General features: G+C 64.7%; 17 protein-coding genes. 10 read left to right on the top strand and 7 right to left on the bottom strand.

The annotated features are described in order from the left end of the window. The first annotated feature begins 23 nt into the window (after positions 1 to 23). From lpqS (B4394_RS19985) to B4394_RS19960, 6 genes are all read left to right on the top strand, one after another. Complete coding sequence (gene lpqS / locus B4394_RS19985; RefSeq protein ID WP_078316062.1) at positions 24 to 458, top strand: putative copper homeostasis (lipo)protein LpqS; 435 nt, start codon at positions 24 to 26, stop codon at positions 456 to 458. A 120-nt stretch (positions 459 to 578) separates the two neighbouring features. Then, complete coding sequence (locus B4394_RS19980; protein ID WP_078316061.1) at positions 579 to 899, top strand: hypothetical protein; 321 nt, start codon at positions 579 to 581, stop codon at positions 897 to 899. Continuing rightward, entirely contained in the window at positions 893 to 1,285 is a 393-nt protein-coding gene (locus B4394_RS19975; RefSeq protein WP_078316060.1) for a putative quinol monooxygenase, read from the top strand. Before B4394_RS19980 ends, B4394_RS19975 begins: the two co-directional genes overlap by 7 nt. Next, on the top strand, positions 1,282 to 1,815 hold the full coding sequence (gene lpqS / locus B4394_RS19970; protein ID WP_286142129.1) for a putative copper homeostasis (lipo)protein LpqS: 534 nt from the start codon (positions 1,282 to 1,284) through the stop codon (positions 1,813 to 1,815). Before B4394_RS19975 ends, lpqS (B4394_RS19970) begins: the two co-directional genes overlap by 4 nt. 220 nt (positions 1,816 to 2,035) lie before the next feature. Beyond that, complete coding sequence (locus tag B4394_RS19965; protein WP_078316138.1) at positions 2,036 to 3,070, top strand: PLP-dependent cysteine synthase family protein; 1,035 nt, start codon at positions 2,036 to 2,038, stop codon at positions 3,068 to 3,070. Between the two features lie 136 nt (positions 3,071 to 3,206). Then, positions 3,207 to 3,785 (top strand): carbonic anhydrase, encoded by a 579-nt coding sequence (locus tag B4394_RS19960; RefSeq protein ID WP_078316059.1) that lies wholly within the window; start codon positions 3,207 to 3,209, stop codon positions 3,783 to 3,785. A 108-nt stretch (positions 3,786 to 3,893) separates the two neighbouring features. On the opposite strand, the gene B4394_RS19955 is transcribed toward B4394_RS19960, so the two are convergent. The 3 genes from B4394_RS19955 to dcd form a co-directional block, all read right to left on the bottom strand. Continuing rightward, positions 3,894 to 4,781, bottom strand: coding sequence for an alpha/beta fold hydrolase (locus B4394_RS19955; RefSeq protein ID WP_078316058.1), 888 nt, complete (start codon positions 4,779 to 4,781; stop codon positions 3,894 to 3,896). A gap of 304 nt (positions 4,782 to 5,085) precedes the next feature. Then, positions 5,086 to 5,427 (bottom strand): hypothetical protein, encoded by a 342-nt coding sequence (locus tag B4394_RS19950; protein WP_078316057.1) that lies wholly within the window; start codon positions 5,425 to 5,427, stop codon positions 5,086 to 5,088. Then, complete coding sequence (dcd, locus tag B4394_RS19945; protein ID WP_237161458.1) at positions 5,408 to 6,997, bottom strand: dCTP deaminase; 1,590 nt, start codon at positions 6,995 to 6,997, stop codon at positions 5,408 to 5,410. Before dcd ends, B4394_RS19950 begins: the two co-directional genes overlap by 20 nt. Before the next feature lie 117 nt (positions 6,998 to 7,114). Between dcd and B4394_RS25820 the strand changes: the two genes are divergently transcribed. Continuing rightward, a complete protein-coding gene (locus B4394_RS25820) occupies positions 7,115 to 7,309 on the top strand; it encodes a hypothetical protein (RefSeq protein WP_236743267.1) in 195 nt (64 codons plus the stop codon). Between the two features lie 87 nt (positions 7,310 to 7,396). Here the strand turns inward: B4394_RS25820 and B4394_RS19940 are convergent, their stop codons facing one another. Further along, positions 7,397 to 7,888: a hypothetical protein gene (locus B4394_RS19940; RefSeq protein ID WP_005112744.1), complete on the bottom strand. Its 492-nt coding sequence runs from the start codon at positions 7,886 to 7,888 to the stop codon at positions 7,397 to 7,399. 405 nt (positions 7,889 to 8,293) lie between these two features. On the opposite strand from B4394_RS19940, the gene B4394_RS19935 reads away from it, so the two are divergent. Then, complete coding sequence (locus B4394_RS19935; RefSeq protein WP_078316056.1) at positions 8,294 to 8,662, top strand: helix-turn-helix transcriptional regulator; 369 nt, start codon at positions 8,294 to 8,296, stop codon at positions 8,660 to 8,662. A gap of 314 nt (positions 8,663 to 8,976) precedes the next feature. Here B4394_RS19935 and B4394_RS19930 read toward each other — a convergent pair whose 3' ends face one another. Continuing rightward, positions 8,977 to 9,675, bottom strand: a complete 699-nt coding sequence (locus tag B4394_RS19930; protein WP_078316055.1) for a hypothetical protein — start codon at positions 9,673 to 9,675, stop codon at positions 8,977 to 8,979. A 62-nt stretch (positions 9,676 to 9,737) separates the two neighbouring features. Between B4394_RS19930 and B4394_RS19925 the strand changes: the two genes are divergently transcribed. After that, positions 9,738 to 10,001, top strand: coding sequence for a helix-turn-helix domain-containing protein (locus B4394_RS19925; RefSeq protein WP_078316136.1), 264 nt, complete (start codon positions 9,738 to 9,740; stop codon positions 9,999 to 10,001). A gap of 288 nt (positions 10,002 to 10,289) precedes the next feature. Next, entirely contained in the window at positions 10,290 to 10,748 is a 459-nt protein-coding gene (locus B4394_RS19920) for a hypothetical protein (RefSeq protein ID WP_109558416.1), read from the top strand. A gap of 251 nt (positions 10,749 to 10,999) precedes the next feature. On the opposite strand, the gene B4394_RS19915 is transcribed toward B4394_RS19920, so the two are convergent. Both B4394_RS19915 and B4394_RS19910 read right to left on the bottom strand, forming a co-directional pair. After that, entirely contained in the window at positions 11,000 to 11,413 is a 414-nt protein-coding gene (locus tag B4394_RS19915) for an arsenate-mycothiol transferase ArsC (RefSeq protein WP_078316053.1), read from the bottom strand. Between the two features lie 74 nt (positions 11,414 to 11,487). Further along, the gene (locus B4394_RS19910; RefSeq protein ID WP_078316052.1) at positions 11,488 to 12,156 is read right to left on the bottom strand and encodes an arsenate reductase ArsC; all 669 of its coding nucleotides are present in this window, start codon (positions 12,154 to 12,156) and stop codon (positions 11,488 to 11,490) included. Between the last annotated feature and the right edge of the window lie 43 nt (positions 12,157 to 12,199).

Here is a 12,199-nt window from a genome sequence, read left to right as displayed (position 1 = left end):
ATTCCGGGGCGGGGCGCCCCACGGTGAGCGCAATCGGCGGCCACGGCGCACGTGTTGCGCCGTGGCTCGGTGCCGCGGTGGTCGCGGTACTGGCGGCCCTGCTGGTGGCGCAATGCGGGGCGATGGCCCACCACGGGGCGGCCGCCACGGCGTTGCCGCATCATGCGGTCGCCGCCGGTTCGACGCTGCAACGCAGCACTGCTGCCATCGCCCCCCACAACCACTTCGCGGTGCCCGCCTCGGCCATCTGCGCCGCCGCCGCTGACGCGGTGACCGCTGCGCTTGCCGCCCCAACTGTGCTGCGGGTGTTGTGGATCGTGGTGCTCACGCTCGTGGCCTGCGCGGCGTTCTGGGCGGCAGCCCCGGCACTGACCCGCGGGCCGCCACCACATACCGGGCCGGTGGCGATCGCCACCGGCCGCATACTCATTCACCGTTTCTGCGTGCTGCGGCGCTGATCGCTGCCGGCCCAACCCTGCCATGCCCCTTACCGGGCCGGTGCGGGTTCTGGCCTGTAGCCGACCAATCAGTCACCGCCGCGCCCTTGGGCGCAGCCCACACGTAGAAGGTGCTTTGCCATGAACAACATTATTCGTGGCCGTGTCGCAGCATGGACACTGGCCGCCGCCGCAGCTGCAGCCTTACTGCTGGCCCCGGCCGCCCAGGCCGGGCCCGGCGATCTGGGGAACGCCGACGATGTCATCAACAGCCTCAAAGCCCAGGGCAACAAGGTCATCGTCACCAAGACCGGCAACAAGCCGCTCTCGCAATGCGTGGCCACCCGGGTACGCAAAGATCTCGATGTCTACGGCAACCCGAGGATCTACCCGAACATCTCCTCCGGGCCCACCCGGCGGATGTGGCTTTACAGCGTCTACCACGTCGACATCCAATGCTGAACCCCGACAGCGTGCTCGCGCCGGTGCCGCCGGCGGCGCCACCGCCGCGGCCCAGCAGCACGCTTGTCTATGTAACCGGTGAGGTCACCGCCAAACTCGGCGCCGAGGAAACGGTGTGGGGCCAGCTCAACGTCCTGCTGGAACGCACCCGCTACGACCGCGGCAACCTGCGCTACGAGATCTTCCGCGACGCCGGCGACCCGGGGCATTTCCTGGTGCACCAAACCTGGAAAACACCCCAACATCTGCACCGGCATCTGCGGTCCGAGCCGGTGGCCAGGTGTATCGGCGCCATCAGGGCGGCCGCGCAGGTCCCGCTGGCGCTGACGGTGTGCGATGTGCAGCGGGCGCACACCAAACCCGCGCCGACAGGCAAACGGCCATGACACCGGGTACTGCGGTGGCGCATCACAATCCGGTCACATACCCGCCAGGGGTATCGGCTGGCCGTGGTAGCGTGGCGGCCATGGCGATCCGGATGCAGCGCCGCGGCCAGCTCATGCTGGTGGCGGCGCTCATCGGTGCGATCGCCGCGCTTCCGCTGCTGCTGCACTGCCTGCCCGGGGACACCCATCACGGGGCCCCGGCCGCGCACCACCAGGTCAACTCGGCCGTCGCGAGGGGCACGGCGGCAGGCCCCGCGGCGCCGATGAGCACCGGGCTGGCCACCGATCACCCACATGCCGGCAGCGCCGTGCACGGCGCGCTGTGCCAAAGCCTCGACGGGCTCACCGCAGCGCTGCGCGCCGATAATCCACTGCGGCTGCTGGCCGCGTTCGCCTCCGCCGTGCTGGCCGCTGTCCTGGCCGCGCCGCTGGTGGCCAGCATCAGCCGGGGCCCGCCCGTGCGGGCCTTCGCTACCTTCCCGCGGTCAGGGCGTGTGCTGCTGACCGATCTGTGCATCATCCGACGCTGATCTGCGCCTTCGGGTCACCTATCACTCATGGGTGACCCCGCCGCCTCATCAGCCGTTCCCGGCCGCCCCTATGCGGCCCCCGATGCAGGGACCACCTTTCATGAACGACACCATCACCGCAGCCTCCACACTGCCCCGCGCGGCCGCTCACCGGCTGGGCCGCCGCATCAAACCGGTCACCACCCGGCCCACCGGTGCCCGCCATCTGAGCCCCGCCGACATGGTCGGCAACACCCCGGTGGTGCGGATATCCGAACCGTTATCGGGCCCCGGGCAAGGGTTCTGGGCCAAACTCGAAGGCGCCAACCCCAACGGCATCAAGGACCGGCCCGCCCTGTACATGGTTGAGCAGGCCAAGGCCCGCGGCGACCTCAAACCTGGCGCCCGGATCGTCGAATCAACCAGCGGCACACTCGGGTTGGGGCTGGCCCTGGCCGGGATCGTGCACCAGCACCCGGTCACCCTGGTCACCGACCCAGGCCTGGAACCGGCCATCGTCAACATGCTGGCCGCCCACGGGGCCACCGTGGACATGGTCAGCGCACCGCACCCCGAGGGCGGCTGGCAGCAAGCACGCAAAGACCGGGTCGCACAACTGCTGGCACAAGACCGCGGCGCCTGGTGCCCGGATCAGTACCAGAACCCCGACAACGTCGCCGCCTACGCACCGCTGGCCGCCGAACTGATCGCCCAGCTGGGCACCGTCGATGTGCTGATCGCCTCGGTGGGCACCGGCGGACACTCAGCCGGGGTGAGCCGGATCCTGCACCAGCACAACCCACACATGCAGCTGATCGGGGTGGACACCATCGGCTCCACCATCTTCGGCCAACCGGCCGCCACCCGGCTCATGCGCGGCCTGGGATCGAGCATCTACCCCGACAACGTCGACTACAGCGCCTTCGACGAAGTGCATTGGGTCGCACCGCACGAGGCGGTATGGGCCGCCCGCACCCTGGCAGCGACCCACCACAGCACCGGAGGCTGGAGCGTGGGCGCGGTGGCCTTGGTCGCCGGGTGGGCCGCACGCCGCGCCTCCCCGGGCACCCAGATAGCGGCGATCTTCCCCGACGGGCCGCTGCGCTACCACGGCACCATCTTCGACGACGACTACTGCCGCACACACAACCTGCTGGGCCGCGCACCAGCAGCGGGCCCAGAGCGCATCGAAAGCCCCACCGACAGTGTCGTGCAGCGATGGACCCGCTGCACCAACGTGATTGACCCCATAGGTGCCCTGCGGGCCATCGCCTGATCACCGGCATGAACCCGCAAACACCCCGAGCACACCGCACACCACAGCGCTCAGGGCACCAGGCCCGCACCCACCTCCATCGCGCCGGTACACCGCGAGTGTGCCTGCGCCCCTTCCCGATAGGGGATCTTCTGCCATGACTTCTCTCCGCGACACCGACACCACCGCCTACCCCGATGCCCTCTATCTGGCCTGCTCGGAGGCGCCGATGCCCCCGGGCGCGGCCACCGCAGGCACCTCGGGACCTTCTGGTGAGCTGCTGACCGTGCGTAACATCGGGAACCTGGTGCCCACCGATCCCGCCGAAGGATCGGTCGATGCGGCCCTGGACTTCGCGCTCAACGCACTTCAGGTGCGCACGATCGTGGTGTGCGGGCACTCGGGCTGCGGGGCCATGGCTTCGCTGCTCTCCGAATCGATTGACACACCCACCAGCTCGGTGGGCCGCTGGCTCGACAACGCCCGCGACACCCTGGGGGCCTACCGCGAATTTCACCTGGCCCGCGTAGGTGCTGCCGCCCGTGGATTCAGCCAGGCCGACCAGCTCGCCGTGGTCAACGTCGTGATCCAGGTCGAACGCCTTGTGCACCACCCGATCTTGGTCGCCGCTGTGGTCTCGGGCCGCCTGCAGGTGGCCGGCACCTTCTACAGCGCCGACACCGGAAGTCTGTACGAGGTCAGCGCCACCGGTATCCCCACACCCGGGGTCCGGTGACGCCAGGCAGCCGTGCCCGCTGCGTGGGCGCTAAAGCCACACGAGACCGGATCGGCACCGAACCGGTTGCACCACAACACCGTTGCGCGCCGAACAGCCCGTGCGCCGTCAGTGGGGACCGGATAGTCCGCGCCCGGGCGCCGCGGTGCGGCCGGCGATGCGCACGATCTCCTCGGCGACCAGCTGCGGTTCGGTGAAAACCGGTAGATGACCCGACTTTGTGGCCAGGACATGCCGGGCACCAAGGCGTGCGGCGGTGCGGCGGTGGGCATCCAGGAAGGCTGCGCGAAGGGAGCGGTCCAGCGGCGTGGCTTTGGTGCCCGAAATGACGGTCACGGGCATATCGCCCAGATCGCGGGGGTGTGCGCGCAAGGTTCGCAGCGCGTCGATGAAGAATCGCTCCTCGGCGTCGGCCGCGTGTTCGGCGCCGGTAGTTAGGTCTTCGGCGACCAGATCATGGGCCACGTCGGCGGGCATCCCCGGCGCCGCGCGGCGCACCGCCGCGGCCAGCAGATGCAGGCGGCGCAACACGCCGATGAACCAGCGGCCCGCCACCGCGATCCGGCGTAATTGTTTAAGCGGGGACCCACAGCACACGTTCACGTGTTCATCGGAGTGATCAACGAGCACCAGGGCGGCGATGCGCGAGGGGTCCTGTTGGGCGGCGGCCAGTGCGATCGTGCCCCCGTAGCTGTGCCCCACCAGGATGTAGGGGCCGGCATCGAGGGCCGTCAACAGTTCGTCGAGGTCCCCGGTGAGGCGCTCCATGGTGCGCGGTGCCCCGTCCGCATCACTGCGCCCCAGATTCGCGCGGTCGTAGACGACCGTCGAAAGCTGTTGCGCCACCAGCGGAGCCACCAGCCCCCACTCCGAGCGGGACGCCCCCAGCCCCGATTCGAACACCACGGTCGGGCTGCCGAGACCGGCACGCATGTAGTGCAGTGCCCGCCCATCGGCGAGCCGGGCCACGGCGTGCTCACCCAGGGTGTGTGCCATCGGCAGTCCTTTCCTCCCCGGCACGTGAGGGCACCTCGGCATCTATGCGCCCGCGCCGGGACACCCAATTATACCCCATGGGGGTATATGCGTTTGGGGTTTGGCGGCTGCGGTGCGGCACCTGCATCAGCGGATCGTTGAGCCCCGCCCATCGGCGGGCGCGCGAGGCGGTTGGGGAACGCGCGGCCGGACACTGCTGCCCTGGGTTGCCGTTCTGCGGCGTCAGCCAAAATGGGCGCCGCTGTGGTGCCCCCGGTGGCCGCCGTGGGCGGGTCCTGCGCTAATGCGGGGCCCAGCGGTTGTTCTATGTCAGGGGTGTGGGGCTGCCGCAGAGCTTGTCTAGGCCGTATCGCAGCACCAGCACTGAGATGGAGAGAACGGCGGGCAGGCCGGCCAGCGTGCTGAGGGCATCGGCGATGGCTGCCACCAGGGTGGTGCTGTCGGCGTAGCTGCGCCGTAGCGCGGTGACGTGCGGGTCTGTGCAAATCTTCTGAGCGAATTTGGGAAGATTGCTGCGAAAGTACTGCTCCCCGGCGTTTTCGGCGGAGTCGTCGTCGGCGGCGCTCTTGTCTACAGCCCGCCCGAGGGCCGCGTAAAGCTCGGAATCCGGCGCCGCCAGCAGTTGATCAACCTCTGGTGTTCCCATCTGTTCCCCCTTGTGATTTCTCGGGTCGCCCGCGCGTGGCTTCCACGTTAACGGCTGTGCTGGTGCGCGTTGAGTAGTTGCGGATGTTGCGCAGCGTGTTCAGTTCGGGGTCGGTTTTGATTTTGGAGAATTCCGGGCCAGTGGGGCATTCATACTTGCGGGCGGTTTCCGCTGAGGGGGCATGCGGTGAGGACACGCCGAAAAACATGAGCTGCGCCACCCGTTCGCCGGGTGTGATCGCCAGTGGCATCTTGCCTAAGTTCACCAATTCCAGGGTCAGGCAGCCCCTGAACCCGGGATGCACTTGTACTGCGGTGGCGCTCAGAAGTCCTAGCCGCCCATAGGATGAACGGGTAATGACTTGAGCGCATAGGTCCGAGGGCAACACGATGTATTCCAACGTTGATGCCAAAACCATTTGGCCGGGATGCAGGTAGAACTCGTCGCCCCAGTCCTTTTCCAGCCGCGATTGCATCGATCGGGGGTCCTGCAACATTTCCAGGGCGTTGAACGACGCGTTTGATGTCTGCTCGAAGACGATGAACTGGTTGCTCAGTCGCAGGTCCACGCTGGCTGGGCCCAGCGCCCCGGGAAGCATGGGGGTGATGCTGATCTGGTTGTCGTCCCCGTTGTTTATCCGGGTACGGAAGTCGGCGTTAGTGAGCACCCCGGGCCCGCCCACCCAATCGCAGCTGGCGTGGTCTTCATGGATGGCGCCGTCGGCGCTCGTCCATAGTTTGATGAAGTAGAGATCATCGATCGCCTTGAGGGCCAGGCGGTCGATCGGGAACTGCGTGCCCGCAGAGCGGGCACGCCAATAGGCGTTGACGATGTCGATGACGTCGTGGGGTGTATCGGGTGTGAAGGCTCCCGGTATGCCTTGCGACAGGAGGCGCGCCAGAGCATCGACATGGGGTTCGCGTTCGGTGGCGCAGTAGGAGCGTTCCTTCGACCACGAACGCACTGCGTCCCAAATTGCTTGGGACTGTGTACGAATGGCGTCGCATAGCAGAGCGCTTTGGGGGTGCGTGATCTTTTCATCGCCCAGGTACTGCGCACTGAGTGTGCGGTGATCGGGTGCCTCAGCTGTCATATCAGCCAACCATGCAAGCATCAATTCGGCTCGGAACAACGTTGGCGGATGGGTTTTCGTCGGCGCCGATGGGTCGCCGAGCGAATGAAGAAATTCGAGGCTGGCCGCGACAGCGGCTGGCCCGAAAAGATCGACGGCATAGGCATCACAGACCAGTTCCTCGACCCATTCGTGCAGGACTTCCTCAGCACGCCATTGATCGGCGAACGTACTTTCGGCCCCCTGACCGTCTTCCCCCTTAAGTGCAGCAGCGAATTGCTCGGCGATCTGCGCCTCGATCTCTTCGAGCTCAGGAATGTTCCCCGCCAATAGATAGTGATGGGCCAGCTCATGTCCCAAGGTGATGGGAAGCCAGCGAGCTTGTGTTCCCTCGTGCTCGGGTACCGCAATGGACAAAATGTTCGAGGGAGAGCCGTACAGAAACATGGTGTTCCATGAACTGCGATTTCGTGTGGTGAAGTTACCGGGCTTGCCCACGGTAATGACCGTGTCGGCCGCGGGTAGCTCCCACTGACGGCATGCTTCCTGCACGAAGAAAGGCAGCGATTGCGGTACCCGGCTGCGATCTCGGGAGAACAGGTCATCGAATGTGCGGTGCAGGCCGACGAACTGTGTCATCAACAGCCGCAGCTGGCGGGCCAAATCGGCGGGCTCGATATCGTCGGCCGCCAGGTCTTCGTTTACCCGGGCCCGGACCTGATCCACGTACTCGTTGAAAAGCTCGAAAACCCGGCGATGACCGGTGGAGCGGCGCGGGGCATCGATCTGTGCCCGTTCGATCTTCTCTGAGAACCAGGCAATCCGACTTATAAATATCTCGGCAAGGACTTGCACTCGAACTGAGTCGTCCAAGAACATACCCCCAAGCTGAGACAACTACTCAAAAAATTCTGCGGATTCTCCCGAGCTAGTTAACCTGGCATTCATCGTATCGGATAGATCCCGCAAAACATCCCGTGCCCAAGAAATATGGTCGGCATCAGATCTGTTACCGGAGGCGACCTTGTCTAGCACCTGGCTCAAGCTGCGGAATATCTCGATGACTTGAGTTTTCTGATCCAGATCTTTGATATCTTCCAGCGACCTCAGATGCGGTCCGTCCAGGATTGTTGCGCCGGCCAATGCGTGTGCCGAGCGCATGTACCCGCCGTCTGCTGTGCGCGGGCGTGGCCGTGAACCGGTCAGCAGGTCAGCTTCTTGACCGAATCCTTTCGCCAGTCCGGTCAGAACTGCGGTCTCGCGGGGCTGCAGATCCGAACCACGCAACGCCCGCCCTAAAGCGATAACAGCATCCGAGGCGACAAGACCGGCGGAAGCAGCGCGCATCTGGTTGTCCAGCGTGTCATCGACTGTGCTGCTGCCCATCATGGCAACTCCTTTGGTGGAACATCCTTCGGTAAATATGGTGCGGGTTACCCCCGGCGCTGCTACCCGCCCAAAGGCGAGGGTGCCAGGAGCCACCGACATATAGACGCTCAGCGGGGCCGCATCATGATCGGCCTCGCGCCGGCTCGTCTCGTTGCCTGTCGTTATCAAACTTGCCCTCACAACCCACCCCCTTGTGCTGTGGAGAACCCATGGTAGCTCGATAGTGCCAGCCGCGCCCCAGGTATCCGGTGCTTGCCCTTGCATGGTGAGACGAGGCCCATGGTGTTGTCCATTGTTCGGTCAGTTGTGCATAGTCTACTGTGCATAGTCAAGAAAGAGTTGTGACACTCCGGCCAGTGGTGACAGTGGTCCTCGTGACATCAATAAGACGAGATAGAGGGCACGATGTCGACACGCAAGGACCGTGCATTGCGTGTCGTTCACGACACGCAAGCTGTCCAGTCAACTGTGCATCTTGGCCAGGTGTTGCGTGCGCATCGAGAGCGGGCGAAGCTCACCCAGGAGCAGGCTGCTGTGCGGGCCGGTATTACCCGCGGAGCCCTTGCCGCGCTGGAGAAAAAACAATTCCCGGATCCTCACTTGAGCACGTTGCTGGCCCTGATGCTCACCTATCGGCTGGGCTCGCTGGAGGCATTGCTGGGGCCCTCTCATTCCGAAGTGCTCGCCGCCACGTGGCATGCCCAGGGCTGGCAAGGCGGCAAGCCTTCAGCACCTGAGGCCCGCGAGCCCGGACCGTGGGGGCAGGGAAGTTGACGTCCTTGCGATGGCCAGTCATGGACTGCACTGATCCTGACCGACAAACAACTGCACCTCTGCTCTAGCCGAGCCGCCGACAGGGGCGCGTGCGGGCGGCACATAGGCGGCCCGCCGCACCCAGCCGCGGCGTCTTCGATAGCGCAAACCGATACCGAACACGCTGCGATGATCCGGTGCCTGGATCTGGCTCCCCAGTGGTTTGCCGCCGCCATCGTCGCGGGCTGTTCTCGGGCATTGCCATGTTGCAGCTGCGGAAACACGCGTCCAATTCTTCCCGGATGCGCAGTGCTTCAGTGTGTTTGGCTCTTGCGTTAGTTGCCCGCGATGTCATTGACCCACTGGGCTCGTTGCTCACGGGTGGATATCCAGTGGGCGGCGATCTTTTCGCCCACGGCCCGTTGCAGGTTGCGCAGATCGGTGTGGGAGCGCGCCTGGCGGGCGTCGTTGGCCTCGTGATGGATTCGATACCGCTCACGTTCGGTGGGGGTGGCGTGTGAATAGCAGTGGGCGCCAAACATTCCTGCACCGAGGTAGATTGCCGAGTTGGTGCAGTCCTGACCGGTTGTCTTGACCATGCCCGAGCATTTAGGGCGTGCAGCGGCGATGGTCTGGGTGCGGTCGGGCCTGGGCAGTTGGTATAGGTGCCGCTCCAGCCGATCACAGAGCGCAGGCATGGGCATCACCTTCGTTGCGCCCTGGCGCACCGCGGCATTGTGGCGGGCGAAGATGGCTTTGGGGCGCGAGAGGTTGTTGCCCCACCGCTCGTCGAGCTCGGCGCCCTGATGCACGATGCTGGCCGCCTGATAGGCCTCCTGTGTGCCGCGGTGTGCGGCCAGAATGTCATTGGCCAAGTCGGCGAAGTTGAGGTCGGCCTCATCAGGCAGGGTGTGCAGCACCAGAAGGCATTCGAGCATCTTCATGCGCAGTTCGTCGATGACGTCCAGAGCAAGTGAGGACACGCTCTCCTGGGGGCCGAAGTCGGGGTCAAAGTCAGAATCAGTTTCGAACACGATGCAGCAATGTACTACTAGTGGGGCAGACTTTTGGTACGCCCGCCTCATTACTGAGGTGCGTGCCCACCCGACCGAGCCAGAACGACCCCGCGCGTGTAGTTCGGTGGGAGCAGATCCGTTCCGATGTCGGCCGTAGGATTCGTGCGTCCAGATTGCGGCAAGGGCTGACCCAAGAAGAGCTCGCACTGCGCTCGGGTGTGACGCGCAACGTCTTGATTGACGTTGAACACGGCCGCAGGGGCCTGCTTTATGAGCGCTTGTTCGACATCGCCGAAGCATTACAGGTCGGCGTGGGCGTCCTTGTTGAGGATGTTGAGCACTAGGAAGGCCGCGGGCATGGTTGTGCTGGTGCAGCGCCCAGTCTACAGGGCCAAGGGCCGTGCACAAGATGTAATATCAAGTGCACCAACGTGTTCTGCTGGTGCCTGCTGAGATCTGCTGACGTCGCGCGTGGCGATATTGATGTCCGGATGGGTCCGTGCCCGGGCATGGCGCACCGCGGCTAGACGATGCGAAAACAGGCCGGGGCGCATCGCCGGGGGCAGACCCTGCGCATTGGTCACCGCTGGCCTGCGGATCGGGTTGGCAGGCACGTGCGGCACGATAGTGCGATGGCCACTGTTTGGGTATCGACCACCACAGCTGAGGTTGACGCTGATGCAGATCGTCCCGGCGATCACTGGCAGGGGGTAGGGGTTATCGACACCTCTGCGCAGAGCGACTTTTACACGCACATTCAGCAATACATTGGCGTGCGCAAGACGGCTAAGGGCAAGCCCGAGTTCTATCTCAGCGGCGACCCCGACAGTGCGTGGGTGCAGCAGGTCAAGGACAGTGCCGGCGCGCCGCCGCCGTTTTGGATCCTCATCAACCCGTACGGCTCCGGCCAAATCCATTACAGCACAGGAAGTATCAAGTATCTGCTTGGCGCCGACAAGGCAACCATTGTGCACGCGCTGACTCGGCGCGCACCTGAGCCGCATCCGGGTCTGCTTGTCAGACCTGCGATGCTTGCTGTGAAACTCAAACGACGCGCCGGGGACTTGTTTGTCCCCTGCCGCACACGCTGAACGAATAGTTGCGGTGCGCGGTGCCAACACCATTGCGCGTCGGTCCACTGCTGCAACGCTTGCCCGGAAACGCGCTATGGGAATCGGAGCTCGTTGCCTCTGTTCAACTCGACCGCGATCCCCCCGCAGGTCTTCGGGGCCGCGGGCGCCCCACATGTTTCTTAACGCCTGGATCATCAACGCCTCTGGTACGAGCACCATGGCGAGGTTCGTTGAATCTGGGGCAGCGTCCCCGTGCGGTTGGGTGAGCCCTATGTGGTCATGTAGGTGGCGAGTTGTTTTACGCGGGCTGCGATGTCGTCGCGGATCAGGCGCATGCGTTCGATGCCGTCGATGCCGCGTTCTGAGGGTTCGTCGGTGTCCCAGTACTCGATCTGGAGGCCGTCGACGGCGTCGATTTTGGCTTCCCGACCCAGGACCACCACCCGATCGACGGCGCGAAGCAGGGCCGGGTCGATCGGTTTGGGGTGCTCGCCGCTCATGTCCGCTCCTACTTCTCGGAGGGTCTGTGCGGAGAGTTGATTGATGGCCTGTCCGGGATCGGTGCCTGCCGAGTAGGCGTCGATCAGGTCGCCGGCCTCTTTGCGCATGAGTCCTGCGGCCATTTGGGATTTGCCGCCGTTGCGGACGCACACGAACAGCACCGAGGGCTTGCCGGCTGTCATGGTTGATCGGCTCCTTGAGAGTTAGGTACGTGGAATCTATTGCGCACCAACGATATGCAGAGTCATTGCTTGGTTTATCGGGTGACCGGGACGCTGAGTTCAGCGAGCAGGGCGCGGACACGTGCTTCGATGTCGTCGCGGATCGGACGAGTCGCCTCGGCAGATTGTCCGGCGGGGTCGGGCAGGTTCCAGTTCTCGTAGCGTTTCCCGGGGAACACTGGGCAGGCGTCTCCGCAGCCCATGGTGATGACGACGTCGGCGGCCTGCACGATCTCATCGGTCCAGGGTTTGGGGTACTCGCCGGTGATATCGATACCGACTTCGGCCATGACCTCGATGGCGGCAGGATTGATTTCCCGGCCCGGCTCGCTGCCACCTGACCAGGCCACCGCTTGATCGCCGGCCAGGTGGTTGAAGAATCCCAGGGCCATTTGAGAGCGTCCGGCGTTGTGGGTGCACAGGAACAGCACGGTGGGTTTGCCGTCGCTGACCTTGCCCTCGACCCGTGCGAGGGCGTGTAGGCGTTGGCGGGCGAAGCGTTCGGCCAGCAGCGGCAGGAAGTTGGGAACGGTGGCCCGGCTTGCGTATTGCTCGTAGGAGGAGTGCAGGAACCGTTCGATCGTTTCGGTGCCGAAGGTGCCGTCGAACTCAGTCTGCAGCCGGGTGGCCGCGGTCAGCAGGGCATGGCGCTGATCGATCGACAAATCAGTGCGCAGATTATGTGTCACAGGGCTTTCAGTCATGTCCTACTCCGTCACGCTGGTGGTGGAAGGGGTGGGTGAAACT

Source organism: Mycobacterium sp. D16Q16, assembly GCF_002013745.1.
Lineage (GTDB): Bacteria > Actinomycetota > Actinomycetes > Mycobacteriales > Mycobacteriaceae > Mycobacterium.
Note: the sequence above shows the minus strand (reverse complement) of the source record. Positions and strands in the feature narration are given on the sequence as shown.